This window comes from Streptomyces sp. 6N223 (assembly GCF_052246635.1).
GTDB lineage: Bacteria > Actinomycetota > Actinomycetes > Streptomycetales > Streptomycetaceae > Streptomyces.
The window spans coordinates 40,380-65,747 of sequence record NZ_JBQQCA010000030.1; the positions used below are offsets into that span (position 1 = coordinate 40,380).

Below are 25,368 nucleotides of genomic sequence, written 5' to 3' on the forward strand. Positions count from 1 at the left end.
GATCACGCTTGCCGTGGCTCGCGCACCGCGGCCCCGGCGGGCGGCGCAGGGGCCGCGGTGGATGGTCAGTGAGGGCCGACGGGCACGTGAGCGGGCCGCCCCTGGGTTAGGACGCCTGAGCGCGCCGCGTCGTTCCGGCACGTACTCACCGATTTGTACCCACCGTTCGTACCCATCGATGTGTCCCAGCGACGCGCGTACCCAGCGATCACCCAGCGAATCCACCCAGCCTGTCCAGCGTGCTCAGCGACGCCTCCACAGCCCTCGATGCCGCCCGGTCCCAGCCACCGAGCGGGCGCCTCAGTGGACCTCGCGTTGCCCGGACCACTGGCCCTTTTCGGCCAAGTTTTCGCTGACCTCACCCGTCTCGGCCTGTCGCTTACGGAACACCAGCACCGACTGGGCATCATCCAAGCGGATGGAAGAACGCAGGACATCACGCGCACAACTTGGGGTTCGCGATGCTGATGCGGGGAACGCGCGTCGACCAAGGCCCGCGCGCATGAGCACCCCACCACTCCCGAAAGTGGCCGGAATCGACCCGGTGCTTTCCGACATGCCCCAAACTCCCCGATCACCCAACGCCTCCGCCGACGATCCAACGCGCCCTGGCCACCGCCCCGGCCACGGCACCCACCACGGCGGCATCCGCGACCGCATCGCGGGCTGGGCCTCCGATCTCAGCACACTCCACGACCTCACCGACCGTCTCGGCCGCACCACCGACCTCACCGACGCCGTGCGCGAGACGCTGCGCGCCGGCGCCGCGCTCCTGGGCGCCCGGCGCGCGCTGTTCTCCCTGCACCCCGCCGACGGCCTCGGGCCCGAACGCCGCATCGGCCTCGGCCTCAGCCACGCCGAGATCGGCCAGCTCGACACCGTGCCGCAGGCGTCCGGGGAGACATTCCCGGCGGCACCCGCGGCGGCATCCGTGACGGCGTTCGCGGCGGCGTCCACGGCGTCGTCCGCGGACACATCCCCAGGGGCGCCCGCCGAGGTGGTACACGCCGACATCGCCGGGGACGAGGCCCTCCACCCCCGCCACCGCGAGGTCGCCGCCCGCCTCGGCTGCGCCGCCAGCTACGCCGTGCCGCTGGCCGCCGCGCCCGCCGGCCGCCTCGGCTCGGCCGTCTGGCTCTACGACCGCCCCGCCGCCCCCGACCCCCACCTGCGCCGCCTGCTGGCCCGCTACCTGCGCCAGGCCGCCCAGCACCTCGCCAACCGGCTGGAACTCGCCCGCGCGCACGCCGCCGCCCGCGCCGTGCGCGAGGGCCTGCTCCCCGGCCGCATCGCCCCACTCCCCGGCGCCGCCCTCGCCCTGCGCCACCACCGCGCCCCCAGCGCCGGCGGGTCGTGCGACTTCTACGACGCCCTCGCGCTGCCCGAGGGCGCCCTGGGCCTGTCCATCGGCTCCACCACCGGGCCCGGCCCGGCCGCCCTCGCCGCCGCGGGCAGCCTGCGCGCCGGGCTGCGCGCCTACGCCGTGATGGAGGGCGAGGACCCCGTCGCCGTCCTGTCGGACCTGGAGCTGCTGCTGCGGCTGACCGAGCCCGACCGCGCCGCGACCGCCCTCTTCTGCTACGCCGAGCCGCCGCTCACGCCCGACCGCGCCACCCGCCACCTCGTCCTGGCCTCCGCCGGCCACCCGCCGCCGCTGGTCGTCGGGCCCGCGCGGGTGGCGTTCGCCGAGACGGCGCTCTCCGCGCCGCTCGGCATGCTCGCCTGTTGGGAGGCGCCGAGCACCCACGTGGAGGTCTCCCGGGGAGAAACGGTCCTGCTCTACACCACGGCGCTGCTGCGCGCCACCGGCGAGCCGCTGGACGCGGCGTTCACCCGGCTGGAGTCCGCCGCCCGCGCCGCCACCCCGGCCGCCCGCGCCGACCCCGGCGCCCTGGCCGACCACATCGCCCGTGCCGTCCCGGCCACCGGCCGCCCCCTCCCGGAGGACGTCGTCCTGCTCGCCGCGCGCTTCGACTGACGCCCGCGTTGTCCGCGCCCGCAAACGCCTGTCCGCCCGGATTCGGTCACATCTACGATGGAAGCCGGTCAGGCCCAGCACGCGAGGAGGCACCACGTGGCCACGGAGCAGACCCGGCAGGGCTCGGAGCAGGGCACCCAGCAGGCGGCGGAGGCGAAGGGCGAGAGAAGCGAGAAGGGCGAGAAGGGCGAGAAGGAGGAGCGGCGCAACGGCGTCGCCAGGAAGGTCTCCGACGAGCTCGCCGCCAACATGAAGCAGGGCTGGGCCGACACCGAGCGGCGCGACCTCGCCCCCGTCGCGCAGGCCGAGCACACCGCCCGCCGCCGCGCCGCGCTCTCCGCCCGCTTCCCCGGCGAACGCCTCGTCATCCCCGCGGGCAAGCTCAAGACCCGTTCCAACGACACCGAATACCCCTTCCGCGCCGCCGTCGAGTACGCCTACCTCACCGGCAACCAGACCGAGGACGGCGTGCTCGTCATGGAGCCCCGCCCCGACGGCGGCCACGACGCCACGCTCTACCTGCTGCCCCGCTCCAACCGCGAGAACGGCGAGTTCTGGCTGTCGGGCCAGGGCGAGCTGTGGGTCGGCCGCCGCAACAGCCTCACCGAGGCCGGGACGCTCTACGGCATCCCCGTCGCCGACGTCCGCACCGTCGCCGACACGCTGAAGAGGGCCACCGGGCCCGTGCGCGTCGTCCGCTCCCACGACCCGGGCATCGAGGCCGCCCTCACCGACAAGGTCACCGCCGAGCGCGACGCCGAGCTGCACACCTTCCTCTCCGAGATGCGGCTCATCAAGGACGACTTCGAGATCGCCGAGATGCGGCGCGCCTGCGCCTCGACCGCCCGCGGCTTCGAGGACGTCGTCCGGGCCCTGGAGGCGGCCCAGGCCACCTCCGAGCGGTACATCGAGGGCACCTTCTTCCTGCGCGCCCGCGTGGAGGGCAACGACGTGGGCTACGGCTCGATCTGCGCCGCCGGCGAGCACGCCACCACCCTCCACTGGGTGCGCAACGACGGCCCCGTCCGCCCCGGCCAGCTGCTGCTGCTCGACGCCGGCGTGGAGACCACCGAGCTGTACACCGCCGACATCACCCGCACCATGCCCGTCTCGGGCCGCTTCGACGAGCTCCAGCGGCGGGTCTACGACGCGGTGTACGACGCGCAGGAGGCGGGCATCGCGGCCGTGAAGCCCGGCGCGAAGTTCGGCGACTTCCACGAGGCCGCGCAGCGCGTGCTGACCGAGCGGCTCGTGGAGTGGGGCCTGGTCGAGGGCCCGGTCGAGCGGGTGCTGGAGCTGGGGCTGCAGCGCCGCTGGACGCTGCACGGCACCGGCCACATGCTCGGCATGGACGTGCACGACTGCGCGGCCGCGCGGCGCGAGGCGTACGTGGAGGGCACCCTGGAGCCGGGCATGTGCCTGACCGTCGAGCCCGGGCTGTACTTCCAGGCCGACGACCTGACCGTGCCGGAGGAGTACCGGGGCATGGGGGTGCGGATCGAGGACGACATCCTCGTCACCGAGGACGGCAACGAGATCCTCTCCGCCGCCCTGCCGCGCCGCTCCGACGAGGTGGAGGCGTGGATGGCCGCGCTGCGGGGCTGACCCGGCGCAGGCCCGAGGGGCCAGGACCGGCCGGGGCCTGCCTGGGCAGCCCGGGGCGGGCCCGTGCAGGCCCCGGGCGCGGGCGCCGACGGTCACGGCGTCAACACGGGAGATGACCCCCGGTGACCTCGGGCGACACAGGGGGAAGTCAGGTGTCAAGGGGGCATTTCCGGGTACAGCCTGGGAACACGGACGCGCGCACCAGCGTTGCAGAACTCAAAGCCCCCGAAGGAGGAGCTCGTGTCCGCCCAATCGTCGGACTCCCCCGGGCATAGTCCCGGACCACCTCGCCAGCATCGGGAAGCACGCGGCACACGGCGAGGTGGTGCTCAGTGAGTGCCGCACTGCTCGGCCTGCTGGCCGTGCTGGTGCTGACGGCAGGCACCGGCTATTTCGTCGCCCAGGAGTTCGCCTTCGTCGCCGCCGACCGGCTCGCGCTGTCCACGCGGGCAGCCGCCGGTGACCGGCGTGCCGCCCGCGCCATGAAGGTGCAGGAGCGGCTGTCGTTCATGCTCTCCGGCGCCCAGCTCGGCATCACCGTCACCGGCCTGATCGTCGGCTTCCTCGCCGAGCCCTCCCTGGCCCGGCTGCTGAACCCCGCCTTCGAGGCCCTCGGCCTGCCCGACGCCGCCGCGCACGGCATCGCGCTGGCGATCGCGTTCGCTCTGGCGACCGGGATCCAGATGGTGCTGGGCGAGCTCGGCCCGAAGAACCTGGCGCTGGCGGTGCCTGAGCGGCTGGCCATGGGCATGGCGTCCTCCACCCTGGCGTACCTGAAGGTCGCGGGCCCGGTGATCCGCGTCTTCGACTCCACCGCCAACCGGCTGCTGCGCCGCGTCGGCATCCAGCCGGTGGAGGAGCTGCACCACGGCGCGACGCTGGAGGAGCTGGGGCACCTGATCGAGGAGTCCCACGAGCAGGGACAGCTGCCGCACGCGACCGCCGCGCTGCTGGACCACGCCCTGGAGTTCTCCGAGCGGACGCTCGGCGAGGTGATGGTGCCGCGCGTGGACGTGTGCACGGTGCACGCCGACGCGCCCGCCGCCGAGGTGGTCGGGCTCATCGGCGAGCACGGCCACTCCCACTACCTGGTGATCGGCGACCGCGTCGACGACATCGTCGGCGTCGTCGGCGTACGCGAGCTGATGCGCGTCACGCCCGAGCGCCTGTCGCGGCTGACGGCCGGGGCGCTGGCGCGCTCGGCGCTGCTGCTGCCCGACACGCTGCCGCTGCCGGGCGCGGTGGAGCAGCTCGGCGCGGCGGACGACGAGTTCGCGGTGGTGCTGGACGAGTACGGCGGGCTGGCCGGCATCGTGACCCTGGAGGACATCGCCGAGGAGCTGGTGGGCGAGATCGCCGACGAGTCCGACCGGGTCGTCGAGCCCGCCGTCGCCGACGGCGCGGGCTGGCTGGTGGACGCGGGCCGCCGCGTCGACGAGGCGTCGGAGGCGACCGGCATTCCGCTGCCGGAGGACGAGGCGTTCGAGACGGTGGCGGGCCTGGTGATCGACCACTGCGGGCACTTCCCTGAGGTCGGCGAGCGCATCCTGGTCGAGCTGACCGACGGCGGCCGGGCCGCCATCGAGGTGCTCGCTCTCGACCGGCGCGTCCCGGCCCGCATCCGGCTGGAGCGGCTGCCCGGCGACGAGGAGACTCCGTCGGCCGACACCGACACCGACACCGACACCGACACCGACGCCGGTGCGGGCGAGGCGGGGGCGCCCGGCGCGCAACGCCGTGGCGCGAACGGCGACGGCCCGGACGGCGACGGCCCGGACGGCGACGGCCCGGGCGGCGGGTCGAGCAGCGGGTCGGGCAACGGCACCGTCGGACGCATGGGGCGTATGGGGCGTATGGGCGGCGCTGACGCCGCCTCGTCGCGGCCGGCGCCGCGCGAGCGGGAGGGGCAGCCGTCGTGAACGCCATGACCGCCCTCGCCGTCACCTTCGGCCTGCTGATCGCCAGCGGCTTCTTCGTCGCCGCCGAGTTCGCGCTCACCGCCGCCAAACGCCACCGCCTGGAGCAGGCGCAGGCGGAGGGCCGCCGCGGCGCCCGCGCCGCGCTGGCCGGCTCCCACGAGCTGTCGCTGATGCTCGCCGGCGCCCAGCTCGGCATCACCGTCTGCACGCTGGGCCTGGGCAGCATCTCCGAGCCCGCCATCGCCCACCAGATCGACCCCTGGCTGGAGCGGGCCGGGCTGCCGCTGGGCCTGACCCACGGCATCTCCTTCCTGCTCGCCCTGACCCTGGTGGTCTTCCTCCACATGGTCGTGGGCGAGATGGCGCCGAAGTCGTGGTCCATCTCCCACCCCGAGCGATCGGCGATGCTGCTCGCCCCGCCGTTCCGCGCCATGGTGCGGCTGGTGCGGCCCCTGATATGGCTGCTGAACAAGGCGGCCAACGGCGTGGTGCGGCTCTTCCGCGTCACCCCCCGCGAGGAGCTGGCGTCCGTCCACGACCGGGAGCAGCTCGCCCACCTGGTGGCCGAGTCGCAGCGGCTCGGCCTCATCAGCGAGGCCGACTCCGGGCTGATCACCCGCACCCTCACCGAGCCGCAGGCCCCCGTCGGCGCCATCCAGGTCCCGGCCGCGCGCATCGCCCAGGTCCCGGCCGACGCCGACGCCACCGCGATCCTGGCCGCCGCCTCCGCCAGCGACCACACCCGGCTGCTGGTGTGCGAGGGGCTGGGGACAGGGCTGGGGACAGGGCTGGGGGCGCCCCCGGGCGAAGCCTGGGGGAGGGTCATCGGCTCGGTCCACGCCCGTGACGCCGTCGTCGCCCGCTCCCGGGGCCGCGCTGTCACAGCCCGCGAGCTGGCCCGCCCGGTGCCGGAGCTCACGGCCGACGACACCGTCGCCCACGCCGTGGAGCAGCTGCGTCAGCGCCGCGCCTCCCTCGCGGTGGTGCGCGGCGCCGACGGCCGCCTCACGGGGCTGATCAGCCTCGACGACCTGCTGGTGCGCCTGATGCGGCCTCAGAAGCCGCAGCCCGCGTAGCGGAGGGCAGGCCGGAGGGCAGGCGGTCCTGGATCGCGTCGATCACGCGGCTGAAGCCGTCGTTGCCGTGTCCGGCGGCGATGGTGCGTGCCATCAGCGCGTGCACGGCCTCGATCACGCTCGTGTCCAGGCCACGGACGCGGCTGGCCTCGGCGACGTGCGCCACGCCCTCCGCGTCCGTTGCCAGCGGGGCCAGCTCGCCCGGGTGCCGACCCGCGTCCACCGCCGCCGCCTCCTCCACCAGCAGCGGCGCCAGCCCGGTGATGGACTCCACCGCCAGCGGGGCGAACTCCGACGCCCGCACCCCGTCCGCGCCGACCAGCGCGAAGGCGTGGAGGACGGCCGTCATCATCGTCCAGAAGATGTCCAGCAGCGCCAGGTCGTGCAGTGCCGCCGCGCCCGGGTCCTCGCCCAGGTAGCGGGCGTTGCCGCCCAGCGCCCGCAGCGTCGCCTCGTGCCGGGCGAACGCCGCCTGGCCGCCGCTGTACAGCAGCAGCGCCTCGGGCGTGCCGACGACCGGAACGGGGACCATCACCGCGCCGTCGAGGTAGTCGATGCCGTGCTCCCTCGCCCAGCCCGCCGCCTCGCGCGCCCGCTCGGGGGTGTCGGAGGTGAGGTTCACCAGCGTCCGCCCGGACAGGGCTCCGGCCGCGGGCTCGAGCACCTGCCGGCTCGCGGCGTAGTCCACCAGGCACACCACGGTCAGCTCGCTCGCCGCCACGGCCTCCGCCGCCGTCTCCGCCCGCGCCGCGCCCCGCGCCACCAGCGGGTCGGCGCGGGACGGGGTGCGGTTCCACACCATCACCCGGTGCCCGGCGTCCAGCAGCGCACCCGCCAGCGCGCTGCCCATCGCGCCCAGGCCGATCACCGTCACGTTCGCGGTTGTGTTCGTCTTCGTGTGAGTGGTCACGTGGCTCAGGCTCGCCCGGCACCGTACGATTCTCAAGTACCTACAAAAAAGTCAGGTACTCACCGAAAGGTTGGCTCGGACCGTGCAGAAACGCCCGTACAGCTGCGGCATCGACGCCGCGTTCGACGTCGTCGGCGGCAAGTGGAAGGTGCTGATCCTCTGGGCCCTCCACGACAAGCCGCTCCGCTTCGGCGAGCTGCGGCGGCTCGTCACCGGCATCAGCGAGAAGGTCCTCATCCAGCAGCTGCGCGAGCTGGAGGCCGACCGGATCGTGCACCGCGAGGTCTACCACCAGGTGCCGCCGAAGGTGGAGTACTCCCTGACCGAGCTCGGCGTCTCGCTCAACCAGGCGCTGAGCCCGCTGGGCGCCTGGGGCGCCGAGCACCGCACGCACATCGAGGCGGTCCGCGGCGTTCCCACCGCATAGGCGGGTGTCACTCCACCCGGGCCTCGGGCAGCCGGCCGAGGATCGCGTCCACCGTCTCCTCCGGCGTGAGGCGGGAGGTGTCCAGCCACAGGCCCAGCCGCGGCGTCTCCTCGCGCAGCGCGCGGTCCAGCGCCTCGATCGTCCAGGCTCCGTAGCCGCGCTTGGCCCGCCCCGCCTCGCGGCGCGCGACCGCCTCGGGGCCGGGCGCCAGCACCACGGCGTAACGCGGCCGGGTGCGGACCATCGCCAGGTACGCCGGCAGGTCGGCGCCCAGCACGACGTCCTGCACGACGGCCGTGAAGCCCTCGGCGGCGTAGCCGTCGGCGACCGCCGCCGACAGCCGGTACCGCAGGCGCAGTTGCGCGTCGGCCTCCTCCCGCGGTCCCCGCAGCTCCGCCAGCTCCCGCAGCTCGGCGTCAGGCTCCGGGCCCTCCTCCGGCAGCGGCTCGCGGCGGCCGGAGACGATCATGCGGCGGAAGACGTCCCCGCGCACGTGTGCCGCGCGCGGCAGCCGGGCGGCCAGCTCCTGCGCCACCGTGCTCTTGCCCGCCGCCATCACTCCCGTGATCAGCACCACCGCGCCCGCAAGGGGAGTTGATAGCCTGGAGGGACCGCCCGGGCAGGAGGTCACGGGCCGCGGCTGACGAGGTTCGCGCTTCATGAATTCTCTTGCTCTCGGTCCCAGTTGGCTGGACCCCGAACACCTCATCGAGTCCTTCGGGCTGCTCGGCATCCTCATCGTTGTCTTTGCCGAGTCGGGGCTGCTCATCGGCTTCTTCCTGCCGGGCGACTCACTGCTGTTCACCACCGGCCTGCTGGTCTCCACCGACCAGTACCTGCACACCCCGCTGTGGGTGGTGTGCCCGCTGATCGTGCTCGCCGCCGTCGTCGGCGACCAGGTGGGCTACCTCTTCGGCCGCAAGGTGGGCCCGGCGCTCTTCCGGCGCCCCGACTCGCGCCTCTTCAAGCAGGAGAACATCGAGAAGGCCCACGAGTTCTTCGAAAAGCATGGCGCGAAATCGATCGTCCTGGCGCGCTTCGTCCCGATCGTGCGGACCTTCACGCCGATCATCGCCGGCGTCAGCCGCATGGAATACCGCACCTTCGTGACGTTCAACATCATCGGCGGCGTGCTGTGGGGCGCGGGCGTCACGCTGCTGGGCGCGGCGCTGGGCAAGGTCGACTTCGTGCACCAGAACATCGAGGCGATCCTCATCGGGATCGTGCTGCTGTCGGTGCTGCCGATCGCGATCGAGTACCTGCGGGCCCGCCGCGCCGGACGCCGTGAGCGGGCCGGGCAGCCGGGGGGCGACGACGACACCGCCGCCCCCCCGCGGGGGCGGCACGCCAAGCGCTAGCGCCGTCTGTCGCTGCGTCTGTCGCGGCCAGGTTGCCCGCCGGTCAGGGCTGGGTGCTGGTGCTCTTCGGCTGCTCCTCGGCCACCGGGCGGGCGTTGGCCACATCGCCGGGCGCGGCCTGAATCGTCTTGGGCGCGGGCTCCGCGGCGTTCGCCGTCGTGCCGGTGCCGGTGCCGGCGTTGGCGGTGGCGTTGGCGGCGGGCTGCTGCGGCTGCGACGCCGACGCGCTCTCGGCCTTCATCGCCCGGGTCTCGCTCTTCAGGATGCGGGCGGACTTCCCCAGCGAGCGTGCGATGTCCGGCAGCCGCTTCGCCCCGAAGACGAGCAGCACGACGATGAGGAGAACAACGAGTTCCTTCGGTCCGATCTGACCCATGACTCCCGCCTACTCCCTAGAAGAACCAGAAGAACACACTGAATGTCCTGTATCACCGATGACTGTAACCCGCATCGGAGGGAGTGGGGTAGACCCCTTCAGCCCTGATCCGGGCCGCGATTCGCCTCTCAGCTGACCGATTCCGGCCGGTAGGCACGGATCCGATAGCACACCTCGTCGTCGATGGCCCGGACGGCGTGGTCGATGGTGACCTCCGTGGGACGGCCGTCCCCCGCGCGCAGCACCTCGACGGTTTCGGCGCCGCTCTGGCGCGCCTGCTCGGCCTCAGCCAGCAGACCGCCGATCGAGGGGACCTCCACCGACCGGGGCGTGTGGTTCTCCCCGACCGGCTCCCAGCCCGACACCCGCCCGTCCCGCACGGTCACCCGGAAGGTGCCGGTCACGGAGTTCTCGCCGCACTCCTGCTCCAGCGTGTAGGCGTAGTCCCGGGCCTCCTCCCACTCCGGCCCGACCAGGGCGCCGCCCCCCGGCTCCCGCAGCAGCTCGCTGTTCCCGCCCTTCTCCTGCCCGGCCTCCCCCTCCTCCCCGCAGCCCGCCAGGGCCGCCAGGGCCGTCACCAGCGGGACGGTGGCCAGCAGGCATGCCGCTCCCCGTCTCGCCACACGCCTCGAATTCGCCTGGGTGCCTCTCATGACCCTGTGACGGGGACCACGGCCGGCGGGTTCCGCCTCAGCTCGCGCGCAGCAGGGCCCCCTCGGCCCGCCGCAGCGCCCGGTCGAAGGTCACCACGGCGCCGCCGCCGCCCGGCTCGCTCCCGAAGCGGACCCGGTCCGAGAGCGCCTCGATCAGGTGCAGCCCGCGCCCGCCCACCGCCAGCTCGCGCACCTCGCCCTCCAGGCCGTCGGCATCGCCGTCGCCCCGGCCGTCGCTCCGGCCGTCGCCCTGGGCGTTGCCGTTGCCCTGGCCGCTGCCGCCGACGACCGGGGGGCCACCGGGAAAGCCGAGCCCGCCGTCCGCCACCTCGATCCGGCACAGCTCGTCGTCGATGAACGCCGTCACCCGGTAGACCTCGCACGGCCCGCCACCGCCGTGCCGCACGGCGTTCGAACACGCCTCGGACAGGGCGACCGACAGCTCGTGGGAGACCTCCGCGTCCACCCCCTGGGCCTCCATAGCGCCGAGCAGGAGCCGCCGGGCGAGCGGGACGCTGGCCGCCTCCCGCCGCAGTTGGAGAGACCACCAGATGCTCATGCTCCAGCCTCCTGGCCGCGGCTCGACATATGTGTAGGTATTGCCAAGCCACGTGAAGCGTAAGCGTGTGATTGACCCAACACCCCCCATTCGGCGGATGCGCCCGCGTCACAGAGTCGATATAGCGATGACACCACCAGGGTGAATCCTGGTACATCCGTACGGACACACGCCCCTGCGCCCACGGCGCGCCCCTCCGATGAGATGATGACGCCGCCATGCGTGCCAGAGCTGATCTGCGACTGCTGCGGGCCGCGGTCTTCGCCGCGGCATGCGCCGCGCTGGCCGCCGCGGGGCACCTCGCCGCCGCCGGGCCCGGCATCGCGCTGTGGGCGCTGGCAGCCGGCTTCGCCGCCGTCTTCCTCGTCGCCGTGCCCCTCGCCGGGCGCGAACGCCGCTCCCTCCCCGCCATCGCCGCCGCCCTGGCCCTCGGCCAGCTCGCGCTCCACTGCCTGTACTGCCTCGGCCAGCACGGCGCCGCCCCCCCGGACCCCGGTGCCGCGACCGGGCCCGCGAGCGCGACCGGCGCCCCGGGCCACGACGGCGGCACCCACGACGGCGGCGGCGTCCTGGGCATCGCCGCCCGGCTGCTGTGCAACGACCACGCCGCGGGCCTCACCGGCGAGAAGGCGGCGCGCATCGTCGCCGCCTCGGGACTCGACCCCGCCACCGGCCCCGGCGTCGCCGCCCCCGCGGCCACCGCCGTCACCGGCCCCGTGCCCGTCGCCCACCACGGCGGCGCTGTCGCCGACCCCGGCGGCCTCGCCGACGCCGTCGCCTCCCTCGGCTCCGCCCCCATGCTGCTGGGCCACCTGCTCGCCGCCACCGCCGCCGCCTGGCTGCTGCGGCGCGGCGAGGCCGCCCTGTGGCGGCTCGTCCGGCTCTCCGCCCCCGTCGCACGCGCCGTCGCCGAGGCCGTGGCGTTCGTCCTGACGGCAATGCTCCGCGCCCTGCGCCGCGCGCTTCGGCTCGCCGCCGGCACGCCCGCGTACGCCCCCGTCGCCCGCCCCCCGAACCACGCCGACCACGCGACGCCCGCCACCACCGGCGTCGTGCTGCCGCACGCCCTCACCCGGCGCGGCCCGCCCCCCGGCGACCCGCACGAGCAGCTCACGCTCGCGACCTGACGCGCAGACCCACCCACCCCAGGGCCACCCCGCAGGGACATCCCGGCAGGGAGGTAACGGCTGCGCGTCGACCCGCGCGGCACCACCACCTTCAGCCCACGGGCCCCACCGGCCCTCACACCTGACCCTGGAGTACCCATGAACCGCACAAGCCCCCGTACGCGCACGCGCTCACACACGCGCACGCGCGTCGCCGCCGGCGCGACCGCCCTCGCCGCCACCTCCGTCATCGCGCTCGCCGGCACCGCCCAGGCGCACGTCAGCATCGACCCCGACCAGGCCGAGCAGGGCGGCTACAGCGTCATCAACATCAAGGTCCCCAACGAGCGCGACAACGCCTCGACGATCCGCCTCGAACTCCACCTCGACCCCGACCACCCGCTCTCCTCCGTGATGCCCCAGCCCGTCCCCGGCTGGGACGTCGAGGTCGAGACCGCCGAGCTGGACGAGCCGATGGAGGTCCACGGCACCGAGATCACCGAGGCGCCCAGCACCGTCACCTGGACCGGCGGCGCGATCGAGCCCGGCACCTTCCAGCAGTTCCCGCTCTCCGTGGGGCCGCTGCCCGAGGACGCCGACCGGCTCGTCTTCGACGCCATCCAGACCTACGACAACGACGAGGTCGTCCGCTGGATCGAGGAGCCCGCCGAGGGCCAGGCCGAGCCCGAGTACCCCTCGCCGGTCCTGGAGCTGGCCGCCGCCCCGGCGGACGGGGAGGGCGAGGGCGAGAGCGCGACCGATGACGACGACGCCGCCGCGGCCGAGGAGGCGAACGCCGAGGAGGCCGCCGGCGAGAACGCGGCCGCCGCCGAGCCCGGCTCCGACGACGCCGGCAGCGACACCACCGCCCGCGTGCTCGCCGGCATCGGCATCCTCGTCGGCGCCGCCGGCCTCGCCTTCGGCGTCGTCACCAGCCGCCGCCGCGCCTAACCCCGCGTACCCCCCACGGCCACCCGCCAACGACCACCCGCACACCGAACCACCTCCTCCCGGGGGCGCACCCCGGCACCCCGGACCGCTCCCGGGAGGAGCAGAACCCCAGGAACGTTCATGCACCTGCGCAGCCTCACCGCCGCCGCCCTCGCCGCCGCCACCGCCCTCACCCTGGCCGCCTGCGGCAGCGACAGCTCCACCGACAACGCCGGCGACCAGGACCAGGGCGACAGCTCCGAGGTCGCCGACGTCTCCGGCGCCCAGAGCGCGGTCGAGGGCACCGTTCTCGACCAGCCCTTCGACAAGCCCGACCTCGTCCTCACCGACACCGAGGGCGAGCGATACGACTTCGCCGAGGAGACCGACGGCCACGCCACCCTCCTCTACTTCGGCTACACCCACTGCCCCGACATCTGCCCCCTCACCATGAGCAACATCGCCGTCGCCGCCACCACCCTCACCGAGGAGCAACGCCAGGACCTGCGGGTCGTCTTCGTCACCACCGACCCCGAGCGCGACACCCCCGCCTCCCTCCGCTCCTGGCTCGACGCCCAGGACCCCGACTTCACCGGCCTCACCGGCGACTTCGACACCATCCAGCGGGCCGCCCGCTCCCTCGGCGTCCACATCGAGCCCTCCTACGAGGAGGACAACGGCGACATCGTCTCCACCCACGGCACCCAGGTGATCGCCTTCCTCCCCACCGACGACAAGGCCCACGTCATCTACACCGAGGGCGTCACCGCCGAGACCTTCGAGCGGGACATCCCCAAGCTGCTGGAGGGGGAGCTTCCGTGACCAGGACGAAGACGTCCCCGGCCCCTCTCGCCACCCTCGTCGGCACCCTCGCCGGCGCCCTCGTCGCCCTCGCCGGCACCCTCACCGCCTGCTCCGGCGCCGACGCCGCCACCCCCGACCTGACCGTCACCGGCGCGTACATCCCCGAGCCCCTCAGCGGCGACATGGCCGCCGGCTTCCTCACCATCGACAACGCCGGCGACGCCGACGACACCCTCACCTCCGTCACCACCGACCTGGCCGCCACCGTGGAGATGCACGAGACCGTCGACCACGCCATGCGCCCGGTCGACAGCTTCCCCGTCCCCGCCGACGGCCGGCTCCGCCTCGACCGCGGCGGCAGCCACCTCATGCTCCTCGACCTCACCCGCCGCCCCGCCCAGGGCGACACCGCGACCCTCGAACTCCACTTCGCCGAATCCGACCCCATCACCCTGCGCGTCCCCATCGAATCCGCCACCCATACAGGGGAGGAGTGAACCACCGGCCATGACCCCCACCACCCCCCGTCCCACCCGGCGCCGGACCGCCGCCCTGCTGCTCGCGGCCCTCGCCACAGCCTTTGCCGCGGCGTTCGCCGCCGTGCTGCTGGCCGCCACACCCGCGGCCGCACACGCCACCCTCACCGGCAGCACCCCCGGGGACGGGGAGGTGGTGCCCACCCAGCCCGACCGCGTCACCCTCACCTTCTCCGAGCCCGTCACCCTCGCCGACGACGCCATCCGCGTTCTCGACCCCGACGGCGAGCCCGTCCAGTCCGGCCGCCCCACCGATCTCACCACCGACGACGGCGCCGTCATCAAGGGCATATCACTCCGCCCGGGCCTGCCCGACGGCACCTACACCGTCACCTGGCACGTCGTCTCCGCCGACAGCCACCCCATCTCCGGCGCCTTCACCTTCTCCGTCGGCGCCCCCTCCACCACCACCGTCGACCCCGACGACGCCACCGCCACCGGCGACGACGGCGCCGTCGGCCTCCTCTATGACACCTCCCGCTACGCCGCCTACGCCGGCTTCCTCCTCCTGACCGGCTGCTGCCTCTTCATCCTCCGCTGCTGGCCCGGCGCCACCGCCCGCCCCGCCGCCAGGGGCCTGCTGCGCACCGGCTGGACCACCGTCACCGCCGCCACCCTCGCCCAGCTCCTCCTCCGCACCCCCTACACCGGCAGCGGAGACCTCGCCGACGTCCTCGACCTCGACGGACTCGCCGACGTCATCGACACCAAGACCGGCACCGCGCTCCTCACCCGGCTGCTCCTCCTGGCCGCGGCGGCGGCGTACATCGCCGTCCTCACCGGCCCCTACGCCCGCCTCCTCACCGCCCCCGCTCCCGCTCCCGACCCCGATCCCGATCCCGATCCCGACGACCCCGAGGCCGAGGCCGAGCTGCAACGCCTGCGCGACCTCCACTTCGGCCTGCTCGCCAGCGGCCCTCTCCTCGCCGCCGGCGCCGCCGCCACCTGGGCCGCCGCCGAACACGCCTCCGCCGGACCCCAGACCGGCCTCGCCATCCCCGCCGACACCCTCCACCTCCTCGCCGCCGCAGCCTGGCTCGGCGGCCTCGTCACCCTCCTCACCCTCCTGCGCCGCGAGCCCGGCGCCCTGCCCCGCGACGCCGTCCGCCGCTACTCCTCCCTCGCCCTGGCCGGCGTCGCCACCCTCGCCGCCACCGGCCTCTACCAGGGCTGGCGCCAGATCCGCACCCTCGACGGCCTCATCGACACCGACTACGGGCGACTCCTCATCCTCAAGGCCGGGCTCGTCGCCGCGATGCTCTGCGTGGCCTGGTTCTCCCGCCGCTTCACCCAGCGCCTCGCCGAACGCCCCACCCCCCGCCCCCAGCCCGAACCCGAACCCGAACCCGAAGGGGAAGCGGAAGCCGAGCCGGACCCCGAACGCGCCCGCCAGCTCGCCCGCCAGCGCGCCGCCGTCCAGCAGGCCCGCCGCGCCAAGGCCCTGAGCGCCGACCCCACCCGCGCCGGCCTGCGCCGCACCGTGCTCGCCGAGGCCGGCATCGCCGCCGTCATCCTCGCCGTCACCACCGTCCTCACCACCACCACGCCCGCCCGCACCGAGGCCGAAGCCGCCGAGGCCCCCTCCACCACCCAGCCCGACGCGCCGGCCGAGCCCGAGCCCGCCTCAGCCAGCCTCCCGTACGACACCGGCGGCGACTCCGGCCAGGGCACCGCCCAGCTCGACCTCACCCCCGCCACCACCGGCGCCGGCTCCGGCGCCGGCAATGTCCTCCACATCCGTCTCAGCGACGCCCAGGGCCGCCCCGCCGACGCCCGCGAAATCCGCGTCGCCCTCACCCTCCCCGCCGAGGACATCGGCCCCCTCCGCTACGAGGACCCCGACCACATCTCCGCCGGCCACTGGGTCCTGAACGACGTCCAGCTCCCCCGCCCCGGGGAGTGGAGGCTCGACCTCACCATCCGGACGTCCGAAATCGACCAAACCACCGTGTCTACCACCATTTCCATCACCTGATCATTCAAACTGATCATGACCACGCGTCACCCGCACCCGTCACGAGCACAAGCGAGACCACGCGCCATGACCAACACAGACAGCAGAAACAGCACAAGCGACAACACCAGCAGCACCACACCCCACCGCGCCCTCTCCCGTCGCAGACTCCTCACCACCGCCGGAGCCACCGGCAGCGCCGGGCTCGCCCTCGGCATCACCGGCGTCACCATCGCCAACGGCACCACCAGCGGCAGCGCCGACCTCACCGACCTCGCCGACGGCGGCACCCCCCAGCACACCGACCCCCTCACCTCCATCGGCTCCACCGCCGTCCCCTTCCACGGCACCCACCAGCCCGGCATCATCGACCCCGCCCAGACCCACGCCCACCTCGTCGCCTTCGACCTCACCCCCGGCGCCGGCCGCCACGAGGCCGTCACCCTGCTCCGCCGCTGGTCCACCACCGCCGCCGAGCTCATGGCCGGCCGCACCCCCAAGGACGACCACACCGGCATCGCCCTCGACGCCGGCCCCTCCTCCCTCACGATCACCTTCGGCTTCGGCCACTCCTTCTTCGACGCCACCGGCCTCGCCCACGCCCGCCCCACCGCCCTCGCCCCCCTCCCCGCCTTCTCCGCCGACGCCCTCGACCCCCACCGCTCCGACGGCGACCTGTGGGTGCAGATCGGCGCCAACGACAATCTCGTCGCCTTCCACGCCCTGCGCCTCCTCCAGTGCGACGCGGGCACCCTCGGCGCCGCCCACCTCCGCTGGCACATGACCGGCTTCAACCGCACCCCCGGCGCCACCGCCGAGCCCGCCACCGCCCGCAACCTCATGGGCCAGATCGACGGCACCAACAACCCCAAGCCCGAGGAGCCCGACTTCGACCAGCGCGTCTTCGTCCCCTCCGACCCCACCACCGCCGACCCCGCCTGGATGGCCGGCGGCTCCTACGCCGTCGTCCGCCGCATCCGCATGCTCCTCGACGACTGGGAGACCCAGCCCCTCGACATCCAGGAACAGGTCATCGGCCGCCACAAGTCCACCGGCGCCCCCCTCGGCGGCGCCGCCGAGACCGACGCCGTCGACCTGGAGGCCACCCACCCCGACGGCACCCCCGTCATCCCGACCAACGCCCACATCCGCGTCACCTCCCCCGACACCAACGACGGCGCCGCCATGCTCCGCCGCCCCTTCTCCTACCACGACGGCTACCACGACGACGGCAGCCCCGACGCCGGCCTCCTCTTCATCTGCTGGCAGGCCGACCCCCTGCACGGCTTCGTCCCCATCCAGCGCAAGCTCGACCGCGGCGACGCCCTGTCCACCTTCATCCGCCACGAGGCCAGCTCCCTCTTCGCCGTCCCCGGCGGCGCCGCCGAGGGCGGGTACGTCGGCCAGCGGCTCCTGGAGGCGTAACGGCGTGATCCCGCGTGACCCGGGCGACCCCCGGGGCAGGCTACGGTTTACGTCATGACCGCTGCGAGCCGCTACACGTATCTCGGGCCCGAGGGCACGTTCACCGAGGCCGCGCTCCGTTCCCTCCCGGAGGCCGCCACGCGCGAGCTGGTCCCGACGATCTCGGTACCCGCCGCCCTCGACGCCGTGCGCAACAGCGAGGCGGCGGGCGCCCTCGTCCCCATCGAGAACTCCGTGGAGGGCGGCGTCTCCGCCACCGTCGACGAGCTCGCCTCCGGCGCACCCCTGATGATCTACCGCGAGGTGGTGCTGCCGATCTCCTTCGCCCTCCTCGCGCGGCCCGGCACCAGGCTCGACAGCATCAAGACCGTCACCGGCCACCCCGTCGCCCAGCCCCAGGTGCGGGTCTGGCTCGAACGCCACCTCCCCGACGCCCAGTGGGAGTCCGCCGCCTCCAACGCCGACGGCGCCCGCCTCGTGCAGGAGGGCCGCTTCGACGCGGCGTTCGCCGGCGAGTTCGCCGCCGCCACCTACGAGCTCGAACCGCTGGTCACCGACATCCACGACGCGCAGGACGCCGCCACCCGCTTCGTGCTCGTCGGCCGCCCGGCCCGGCCCGCCGCCCCCACCGGCGCCGACAAGACCTCCGTGGTGCTGTGGCTGCGCGCCGATCACCCCGGCGCGCTGATGGAGGTGCTCCAGGAGTTCGCCACCTGCGGGGTCAACATGGTCCGCATCGAGTCCCGCCCCACCGGCGCGGGCATCGGGCAGTACAGCTTCTCCGTGGACTGCGAGGGCCACATCTCCGACAGGAGGGTGGGCGAGGCGATGATGGGCCTCAAGCGGCTCTGCCGCGACGTGCGCTACCTCGGCTCCTACCCGCGCGCCGACGCCGTGCGGCCCACGGTCCGGGCGGGGACGGCGGACGCCGACTTCCTGACGGCCGCGGACTGGCTCACCCGCTGCCTGGACGGCCGGCCGCACTGAGGCGCGCCGAGGGCTGGCCGAGGGCTGGCCGAGGGCTGGCCGAGGATCGAAGTTTTCCACAGGCGGCTCTGAGGGCTGTGGATGAATCGACATTTTCCCCGGCCGGACAAGCCGGGCGATGTCGACAAGTGACCATGGTGACCCCAAGACCATCCACAGCGGACGAGTCCCGCTTCGTCACCCCAAAGCGCGCGTCTCACGCCTAGGAGTGAAGCAATTCCCCTGGGTTTTTCCTCAAATTCGCTCGGAAGAGCGTGTAGGCGACGTTTGGCATGGGAATTCTGCGCCGCACGCTCGGGCCGGCGCGCACCCCCGCAATCTTTTCCACAGCCCGCCTCACCCCCCTGTGGAAAACTTGGTGGGGCAGCCCCCTGACCTGTGGATACTGTGGCGCCCGACTCGCCACCCCATTCCCCCCAAACCCAGACAAATCCCCGCCCTCTCCCCGCTCCTCCGCTTCGGTAGCCTAGAGCCGTGATTGACCTTCGCCTGCTCCGTGAGGACCCCGACCGAGTACGCGCCTCGCAGCGCGCCCGTGGAGAGGACGTCGGCCTCGTCGACGCCCTGCTCTCCGCCGACGAGCGGCGCCGGTCCTCCGGGACCCGCTTCGACGAGCTGCGCGCCGAGCAGAAGCAGCTCGGCAAGCGGATCCCGCGCGCGGCGGGCGAGGAGAAGACCGCGCTGCTGGCGCGGGCCGGCGAGCTGTCCACCGCCGTGAAGGCGGCCGACGCCGAACGCGACGAGGCCGCCGCCGAGGCCCAGCGGCTCCTGCTCCAGCTCGGCAACCTCGTCCACCCCGACGTGCCCGTCGGCGGCGAGGACGACTTCACCGTCCTCGAAACCCACGGCACCATACGGGACTTCGCCGCCGAGGGCTTCGAGCCCGCCGATCACCTGACGATCGGTCACGCCCTGCGCGCCATCGACACCGAGCGCGGCGCGAAGGTCTCCGGCTCCCGGTTCTACTACCTGACGGGCGTCGGCGCCCTCCTGGAGCTGGCGCTGGTCAACGCCGCCATCGCGCAGGCCACCGAGGCGGGCTTCACCCCCATGCTCACCCCCTCCCTGGTCAAGCCGCGCGCCATGGAGGGCACCGGCTTCCTCGGCCAGGCGGCGGCCGACGTGTACCGCCTGGAGAAGGACGACTACTACCTGGTCGGCACCTCCGAGGTCCCGCTCGCGGCGTACCACATGGACGAGATCATCGAGGCCGACGCGCTGCCGCTGCGCTACGCCGGCTACTCGCCGTGCTACCGCCGCGAGGCGGGCTCGTACGGCAAGGACACCAGGGGCATCTTCCGGGTGCACCAGTTCGACAAGGTCGAGCTGTTCTCGTACGTGACGCCCGAGGAGTCGGAGGCGGAGCACGCCCGCCTCCTCGCCTGGGAGAAGCAGTGGCTGACCTCCCTCGAACTCCCCTTCCGCGTCATCGACGTGGCCACCGGCGACCTGGGCGCCTCGGCGTCGCGCAAGTTCGACTGCGAGGCGTGGCTCCCGACGCAGGGGAGGTACCGGGAGCTGACGTCCGCCTCCAACTGCACGGAGTTCCAGTCGCGTCGCCTGAACATCCGCCTCCGGAAGGACGGCCGGACCGGCCCGGTCGCCACCCTCAACGGCACCGCGTGCGCCGTCCCCCGCACGATCGTCGCCCTCCTCGAGAACCACCAGCAGGCCGACGGCTCGGTGCGCGTGCCGGAGGTGCTGCGCCCCTACCTCGGCGGGCGCGAGGCGCTGACCCCGGCGTCGTGACGCCCTTCTCCTACCGCCTGGTCGCCACCGACCTGGACGGCACCCTGCTCCGGAGCGACGGGACGGTCTCGCGGCGGACCCGTGCCGCGCTCGCCGCCGCGACGGCGGCGGGCGCGGCGCACATCGTGGCGACGGGGCGGAGCGTGGCGTGGACCCAGCACATACTCGAGGACCTCGGGTACGAGGGCCTGGCCATCTGCGGCCAGGGCGCCCAGCTCTACCACGCCGGGGAACGCCGCCTGCTGACCTCCGTGACCCTGGACCGCGCCCTGGCCCGGCACGCGGTCGCGCTGCTGGAGGCGGAGCTGGGCCCGCTGGGCGTGGCGGTCAACCGGGACGGGATGGCCGGGGACGTGCTGATGGACGACGTCTTCTGGGAGGAGGCGTCCTCCGCCTGGCGCGCGCCCCGCGACGACGCCGCCCCCGCACGGCTCCCGGTACACGTGTCGGACCGTGCCGCGATGTGGTCCGAGCCGCTGATCAAGCTCTACCTGCACCACCCCGACCACACCGACGACGGCCTGGCCGCCGTGGCCCGAGCGCTGCTCGGCGACGCGGCCCAGATCGTGGTCGCGGGCGAGCGGCTCGTGGAGCTGTTGCCGCTGGGCCTGACCAAGGCGACGGGCCTGTCGGTGGCGGCCCGCCGCCTGGGCGCGACGGCCGCGCAGACGATCGCCTTCGGCGACATGCCGAACGACATCCCGATGCTGCGGTGGTCCGCTCACGGCGTCGCCATGGCCGACGCGCACCCGGAGCTGGTCGCCGTGGCCGACGAGGTGACGGGAAGCAACGACGCCGACGGCATCGCCGAGGTGCTGGAGCGGCTGCTGCCCTGACCGAGCGCGGCCCGCACCTTCGCGATCCCGCGTCTGCCCGCCTCGACAAACGCACTCACATCCGGCTCGGGCGGCGGCCCGTCCCGGCAGATCCGGCACAGGCCGGGCGTCCGGCTGGGCCCCTGGCACCGCTCGCACTCGGACAGCCCCAGCGGTCTCCGTTCGTCCTCGGGCCGACTTCGCATCGGCGCCTTCCGTCTGAGCCGGTCCCGCACGAGGCCCACAGCCGAATACACCCGGTCCGGCAGCCCGGCGGTCAGCACCACCCGCAGCGCCTCGTCACCTACGCCGGCCTCCCGCCACGGCCGCACCAGCGGCGCCAGCTCGGCGGCCTCGGCCACCCCCATCGCCAGCCTGGGCTCCGCCAGCCCGAGCGACCCCAGCAGATTCACGTCGCGTCGCGCCGCCTCCGGCACGACGACGGGCTCGCGCGGCGGCTTCCGCTGTGGCTTCGGTGGTGGCTTCGGCGGCGGAGGGGAGGGAGGTTCTTGTACCCGTGTCTTTACTCCCGAAGGGAGAGCTCCCGTGTCCCCGGCGCTCGCCGCACCGGAGGCCAGATCCCGGGCCTGGGCCCGGTCGTCCGGCCGGTCGTCGTAGGGCGCGTCGAAGACCTCGTACTCGGTGGTGAAGAGCCCGGTCTGCGGATCCTTGCTCACGACGCGCTTGAGGTACCGGCACTCCTCCAGCTCGTGCAGCGCCCGCGCGATGCTCGCGCGGCCCTCGCGCCGCTGCTTGGCCAGCGTCCGGATCGTGGGACGCGCCTGGGGCGGGAGGCTGAGGAGGTAGACGAGGACGCCGATCGCGCAGAAGGAGAGGCGGCGATCCCGCAACAGCTCGTTGCTGTAGGTGGAGAAGGACCGCGTCGGCTGGCTACGATGGTTCTGCATTGGGAAGGGTTGGTTTCCTAGTGCCGGGCCCTCGGATGTTGGCGCATCGCGGGGGCCAATTTGTTTGTGGACGTAGCCGACCCTACAGCCCGTCGCACGTCCCGTGACCTGCACAAATCCCAACTCGCCGCTGCGCGCGCAAAGTTATCCACAGCCCGGCGCGCGTTAGGTGACCTGCGCAAATGCCGCTTCCGGCGGGGCAGCCAATCGCACAATCCACAGCAGGGCCGTCAACCAGACCCCTCAACGGTTCACCCGTTCGGGCGAATTAGCTCGACGTCACAGATGGCACTCCACGACGCGAAGGGCTTCGCCTACAGCCGCTTGTAGAAGAAGCTGCAGTCCCGCAGGTCACCCTCCGGGTCTGCGGCGTACGCCGGGACGGTGCCGTAGCGCGTCCAGCCGGCGGTGAGGTAGAGCCGCTCGGCCGGGCTGGCGGTCTCCGTGTCGAGGATGAGGAGGGTGCGGCCGGCGTTGGCGGCGGCGTTCTCCGCAGTGGTGAGGAGGGCGCGGGCCAGGCCCTGGCGGCGGGCGGTGGGGTGGACGATGAGCTTGAGGACGTGGGCACGGTGACGGCCGTTGGGTGTGCTGTCGAGGGCCAGGCTTATGGTGCCCGTGACGGCGTCGTCCCGGTTGCGCCAGGTCCAGACGATGAGGCGGCCGTCGGCGACGGCGGGGGCCCGGCTGTGCCACCAGGTGGCGGCGGCGTCCTCGTCGAACGGGGAGAGGAAGTTGAGGGAGTCGCCGTGCTGGACGGCGGTGGCGAGCAGGGCGGCGAGGCCCTTGACGGCGTCGGGGAAGGCGTCGGGGGTGAGGCGTTCGATGGCGTGGTGCACGGGGCTGGCCTTCAGGGGAGTCAGGGGAGTCAGGGGAGTCAGGGGAGGACGAGGAACACGGCGTAGCGGACGGGCTGGGAGCCGGGGTTGCGGTAGCGGGAGGGGCCGCGGAGGCGGAAGCGGAGGGTGTCGCCGGGGCGGAGGTGGTGGGTGGTGGCGTCGGCGGTGATCTCCAGCGTGCCGTCCTGGACCCAGACGTGGTGTTCGAGGCCGGGGACGGGCGGCTGGTCGTAGGCGATGTCGGCGCCGGGGCGGAGGGTGCCTTCGACGATGTCGCCGCGGAGGGCGGGGTGGGGTGGGGAGACGGCGCGGCGGGTGAAGCCGGCGGTCTCGTCGCGCCAGACGGGCTGGGCGTCGGCGCGGACGAGCGGTGGCGGCTCCGCCCCGGCCTCGACCTCGGCGAGGAGGCGGGACATGGTGCGTTCGTAGACCGTGCAGAGCTTGCCGAGGAGGGCGGCGGTGGGGCTGATCTGCCCGCGTTCGAGCCGGGAGAGGGTGGAGCGGCTGATGCCGGAGCGGTGAGCGAGCTCGTCGAGGGACCACGCGCGGTGGGCGCGCAGCTCGGCGAGCCGGGCCGCGAGGCGGGCGTCGAGGTCGGTGGCTCCCTCAGTCTCTCCCATATGTGGGATGCTATCCCGGATAAGAGAGGAGCGGGGAGCGCTGCCTGGTCACTTGGCCGGCAGTGTCGTGGCGTATGTCAGCGCCGTCCTGATCCAGTAGTCGAGTGCGGCGTCGTTGAGGGCGTCCCCCGCGGCGCGCACCCAGCCGCGCATCGTCCGCGCGCCCATGACGGCGGGCCGCGCACCCGGACGGGCGAGCGCGTCGTGCGTGCCCTCAGGGCCGACACGTACCAGCAGATCGTCGCCGCTCACCGCGACCACGAGATTCCCGTGGGCGAGAAACGACAGCCCTCCGAACATCCGCTTCTCGGTGACGGACGCCTCGCCTCGCAGCCGGTCGCGCACCCGCTCCGCCAGCACGTCGTCGTAGGCCATGCGCAGCAGACTACGCCGAAGCCGGCGGGCCCGTGAGGCTCACGCCACGGGTGACGCCTCCGGGGCCTCCGCCTCGGGGGCGTCGCCGGCCTCGCCGCCCTCGTGGGCCTGGCGGCGGCTCTTGCGGCGTTCGTACACCATCCGAATGCCCTCATGCAGCGCGGTGATCGCCAGCGCCAGCCCGAGGCCCATCATCAGGCCGCGCAGCGGGTTGTCCTTGAACGCGGCGCCGCCGATGTACCCGATCAGCGCGGAGTAGGTGGCCCAGCTCAGCGCGGCGACGGCGTCGTAGCGGGAGAAGGAGCGCAGCGGGTACCTGGTGGCGCCGGTGGTGAGGGTGGCGGCGGTGCGGCCACCCGGGATATACCGCGCGGTGATCAGGACGAGCCCGCCGCGCTTTTCCAGCATGCGGCCCACGCTGTCGTACGCCTTCTGTGTGCGGCTGCCGGGCTTCACCTTGGCCATGATCTTGGGGCCGGACTTGCGGCCGATCCAGTACGAGATGTGATCGCCGGCGAAGGCGCCGACCGCCGCGACGAGGATGACGAGCACGATGTTCGGCTCGGCGTTCGACGCGGCGAACACGCCGAGCGTGATCACCAGGGTCTCGCTGGGCACGACAGGGAAGAAGCTGTCGATCTTGGCGATGGCGAACAGCGCGAGATACACCCACGGCGTGGCGACAAACTCTTCGACCGCTTCCAGGATCGCGTGCTCCATGCATCAACCCTATGAGATGCCCACGGTCCGCCGCGTCAGCCCGGGGGTGGACGTGGCGAATCCGGGACGATTCCCGGACGTCCCGCGTACACGCCGAAACGGCTCACGACTGTCAGTGGCGGGTCGTAAGGTGCCCCCATGGGTGACTGGTTCCAGACCGTCGGCGACGTCGAGGCGACGAAGGAGGAGGCGCCGAGGCTGGCGGCGGCCGGGCTGTCGTGGCTGGTGGCGGCGGGCATCGTCGCCGCGGAGCCGCACGAGTCGTGTGTGCTGGGCAAGGGTCCGGGCTATCCCCCGGGGCCGAGGTACGCCGACGCGGTGACCGAGCCGGACGAGCGGCTGGCGCTGCTGTGGACGAACGGCATGCGGATCTCGACCTGCCGCACGGTCTTCGACTTTGGCCAGGATGAGATACGCCGGGCGGGCTGCCCGGCGTGCGGGGCGGTGGTGCGGTTCATGGACGAGGAGCGGGGGTGTGGCGACCCGCTGCGGCACGACGCCGCGGCGTGGCAGCCGTTCGACGCGGCGATACGCCAGTGGTTCGAGGGCGGCGACGGGGTGCTGGCCTGCCCGGAGTGCGCGGCTCCGGTGGGGCTGAACGACTGGCGCTGGGAGCCGGTCTGGGGCTTCGGGCACCTGGCGTTCCAGTTCTGGAACTGGCCGCCGTTCCGCCCGGAGTTCGTGACGGAGTTCGCGCGCCGGCTGGGGCACCGGGTGGTGTGCGTCCCGGGCAAGCTCTAGC

The 25,368-nt window shown here is 73.6% G+C and carries 25 protein-coding genes and 1 pseudogene; 16 read left to right on the forward strand and 10 right to left on the reverse strand.

Translation table 11 applies throughout. The annotated features are described in order from the left end of the window. The first annotated feature begins 556 nt into the window (after positions 1-556). The 4 genes and pseudogenes from ACTWQH_RS19295 (at position 557) to ACTWQH_RS19310 (ending at position 6,578) form a co-directional block, all read left to right on the forward strand. Positions 557-1,978: a PP2C family protein-serine/threonine phosphatase gene (locus ACTWQH_RS19295; protein ID WP_443287866.1), complete on the forward strand. Its 1,422-nt coding sequence runs from the start codon at positions 557-559 to the stop codon at positions 1,976-1,978. Between the two features lie 57 nt (positions 1,979-2,035). Further along, the gene (locus tag ACTWQH_RS19300) at positions 2,036-3,583 is read left to right on the forward strand and encodes an aminopeptidase P family protein (RefSeq protein ID WP_443287867.1); all 1,548 of its coding nucleotides are present in this window, start codon (positions 2,036-2,038) and stop codon (positions 3,581-3,583) included. Between the two features lie 332 nt (positions 3,584-3,915). After that, positions 3,916-5,223: pseudogene (locus tag ACTWQH_RS19305) on the forward strand (hemolysin family protein); the annotation flags it as partial. Positions 5,224-5,507: 284 nt separating this feature from the next. Beyond that, entirely contained in the window at positions 5,508-6,578 is a 1,071-nt protein-coding gene (locus ACTWQH_RS19310) for a hemolysin family protein (protein ID WP_443287912.1), read from the forward strand. On the opposite strand, the gene ACTWQH_RS19315 is transcribed toward ACTWQH_RS19310, so the two are convergent. Continuing rightward, complete coding sequence (locus ACTWQH_RS19315; protein ID WP_443287868.1) at positions 6,520-7,488, reverse strand: NAD(P)-dependent oxidoreductase; 969 nt, start codon at positions 7,486-7,488, stop codon at positions 6,520-6,522. The two genes, ACTWQH_RS19310 and ACTWQH_RS19315, sit on opposite strands and share 59 nt — an antisense overlap. A gap of 82 nt (positions 7,489-7,570) precedes the next feature. On the opposite strand from ACTWQH_RS19315, the gene ACTWQH_RS19320 reads away from it, so the two are divergent. Continuing rightward, positions 7,571-7,915, forward strand: coding sequence for a winged helix-turn-helix transcriptional regulator (locus tag ACTWQH_RS19320; RefSeq protein ID WP_443287869.1), 345 nt, complete (start codon positions 7,571-7,573; stop codon positions 7,913-7,915). A gap of 7 nt (positions 7,916-7,922) precedes the next feature. Here the strand turns inward: ACTWQH_RS19320 and ACTWQH_RS19325 are convergent, their stop codons facing one another. After that, complete coding sequence (locus tag ACTWQH_RS19325; protein ID WP_443287870.1) at positions 7,923-8,492, reverse strand: AAA family ATPase; 570 nt, start codon at positions 8,490-8,492, stop codon at positions 7,923-7,925. Between the two features lie 82 nt (positions 8,493-8,574). On the opposite strand from ACTWQH_RS19325, the gene ACTWQH_RS19330 reads away from it, so the two are divergent. Next, positions 8,575-9,273, forward strand: a complete 699-nt coding sequence (locus ACTWQH_RS19330; RefSeq protein ID WP_443287871.1) for a DedA family protein — start codon at positions 8,575-8,577, stop codon at positions 9,271-9,273. Between the two features lie 43 nt (positions 9,274-9,316). On the opposite strand, the gene tatA is transcribed toward ACTWQH_RS19330, so the two are convergent. From tatA to ACTWQH_RS19345, 3 genes are all read right to left on the reverse strand, one after another. Further along, complete coding sequence (tatA, locus tag ACTWQH_RS19335) at positions 9,317-9,649, reverse strand: Sec-independent protein translocase subunit TatA (RefSeq protein ID WP_443287872.1); 333 nt, start codon at positions 9,647-9,649, stop codon at positions 9,317-9,319. Between the two features lie 128 nt (positions 9,650-9,777). Beyond that, on the reverse strand, positions 9,778-10,272 hold the full coding sequence (locus ACTWQH_RS19340) for a DUF6174 domain-containing protein (protein WP_443287873.1): 495 nt from the start codon (positions 10,270-10,272) through the stop codon (positions 9,778-9,780). A gap of 67 nt (positions 10,273-10,339) precedes the next feature. Continuing rightward, complete coding sequence (locus ACTWQH_RS19345) at positions 10,340-10,861, reverse strand: ATP-binding protein (RefSeq protein WP_443287874.1); 522 nt, start codon at positions 10,859-10,861, stop codon at positions 10,340-10,342. A gap of 218 nt (positions 10,862-11,079) precedes the next feature. Between ACTWQH_RS19345 and ACTWQH_RS19350 the strand changes: the two genes are divergently transcribed. The 9 genes from ACTWQH_RS19350 to ACTWQH_RS19390 all read left to right on the forward strand — a co-directional run bounded on the left by ACTWQH_RS19350 (position 11,080) and on the right by ACTWQH_RS19390 (position 21,188). Next, entirely contained in the window at positions 11,080-11,988 is a 909-nt protein-coding gene (locus ACTWQH_RS19350) for a hypothetical protein (RefSeq protein WP_443287875.1), read from the forward strand. Positions 11,989-12,126: 138 nt separating this feature from the next. Next, entirely contained in the window at positions 12,127-12,918 is a 792-nt protein-coding gene (locus ACTWQH_RS19355) for a YcnI family copper-binding membrane protein (RefSeq protein WP_443287876.1), read from the forward strand. A gap of 120 nt (positions 12,919-13,038) precedes the next feature. Beyond that, positions 13,039-13,719 carry an SCO family protein gene (locus tag ACTWQH_RS19360; RefSeq protein ID WP_443287877.1) on the forward strand — a complete coding sequence of 227 codons (681 nt, stop codon included), beginning with the start codon at positions 13,039-13,041 and terminating at the stop codon, positions 13,717-13,719. Then, entirely contained in the window at positions 13,716-14,198 is a 483-nt protein-coding gene (locus tag ACTWQH_RS19365; protein WP_443287878.1) for a copper chaperone PCu(A)C, read from the forward strand. Before ACTWQH_RS19360 ends, ACTWQH_RS19365 begins: the two co-directional genes overlap by 4 nt. Positions 14,199-14,208: 10 nt before the next feature. Beyond that, the gene (locus tag ACTWQH_RS19370) at positions 14,209-16,212 is read left to right on the forward strand and encodes a copper resistance protein CopC (protein WP_443287879.1); all 2,004 of its coding nucleotides are present in this window, start codon (positions 14,209-14,211) and stop codon (positions 16,210-16,212) included. A 66-nt stretch (positions 16,213-16,278) separates the two neighbouring features. Continuing rightward, positions 16,279-17,616 (forward strand): iron uptake transporter deferrochelatase/peroxidase subunit, encoded by a 1,338-nt coding sequence (gene efeB / locus ACTWQH_RS19375; protein ID WP_443287881.1) that lies wholly within the window; start codon positions 16,279-16,281, stop codon positions 17,614-17,616. Positions 17,617-17,670: 54 nt separating this feature from the next. Further along, on the forward strand, positions 17,671-18,603 hold the full coding sequence (gene pheA / locus ACTWQH_RS19380) for a prephenate dehydratase (RefSeq protein ID WP_443287882.1): 933 nt from the start codon (positions 17,671-17,673) through the stop codon (positions 18,601-18,603). A gap of 474 nt (positions 18,604-19,077) precedes the next feature. Beyond that, positions 19,078-20,352, forward strand: a complete 1,275-nt coding sequence (gene serS, locus ACTWQH_RS19385) for a serine--tRNA ligase (protein ID WP_443287883.1) — start codon at positions 19,078-19,080, stop codon at positions 20,350-20,352. Continuing rightward, positions 20,349-21,188 (forward strand): HAD family hydrolase, encoded by an 840-nt coding sequence (locus ACTWQH_RS19390; protein WP_443287884.1) that lies wholly within the window; start codon positions 20,349-20,351, stop codon positions 21,186-21,188. Before serS ends, ACTWQH_RS19390 begins: the two co-directional genes overlap by 4 nt. On the opposite strand, the gene ACTWQH_RS19395 is transcribed toward ACTWQH_RS19390, so the two are convergent. The 5 genes from ACTWQH_RS19395 to ACTWQH_RS19415 all read right to left on the reverse strand — a co-directional run bounded on the left by ACTWQH_RS19395 (position 21,074) and on the right by ACTWQH_RS19415 (position 24,626). Beyond that, positions 21,074-22,075, reverse strand: coding sequence for a hypothetical protein (locus ACTWQH_RS19395; protein ID WP_443287885.1), 1,002 nt, complete (start codon positions 22,073-22,075; stop codon positions 21,074-21,076). The two genes, ACTWQH_RS19390 and ACTWQH_RS19395, sit on opposite strands and share 115 nt — an antisense overlap. Before the next feature lie 314 nt (positions 22,076-22,389). Next, positions 22,390-22,911: a GNAT family N-acetyltransferase gene (locus tag ACTWQH_RS19400; RefSeq protein WP_443287886.1), complete on the reverse strand. Its 522-nt coding sequence runs from the start codon at positions 22,909-22,911 to the stop codon at positions 22,390-22,392. Between the two features lie 38 nt (positions 22,912-22,949). Continuing rightward, on the reverse strand, positions 22,950-23,531 hold the full coding sequence (locus ACTWQH_RS19405; RefSeq protein WP_443287887.1) for a helix-turn-helix domain-containing protein: 582 nt from the start codon (positions 23,529-23,531) through the stop codon (positions 22,950-22,952). Between the two features lie 48 nt (positions 23,532-23,579). Further along, positions 23,580-23,906 carry a TfoX/Sxy family protein gene (locus ACTWQH_RS19410; protein WP_443287888.1) on the reverse strand — a complete coding sequence of 109 codons (327 nt, stop codon included), beginning with the start codon at positions 23,904-23,906 and terminating at the stop codon, positions 23,580-23,582. 39 nt (positions 23,907-23,945) lie between these two features. Next, positions 23,946-24,626 (reverse strand): DedA family protein, encoded by a 681-nt coding sequence (locus ACTWQH_RS19415; protein ID WP_443287889.1) that lies wholly within the window; start codon positions 24,624-24,626, stop codon positions 23,946-23,948. A 138-nt stretch (positions 24,627-24,764) separates the two neighbouring features. Between ACTWQH_RS19415 and ACTWQH_RS19420 the strand changes: the two genes are divergently transcribed. Next, on the forward strand, positions 24,765-25,367 hold the full coding sequence (locus ACTWQH_RS19420) for a hypothetical protein (RefSeq protein WP_443287890.1): 603 nt from the start codon (positions 24,765-24,767) through the stop codon (positions 25,365-25,367). Position 25,368: the final 1 nt, after the last annotated feature.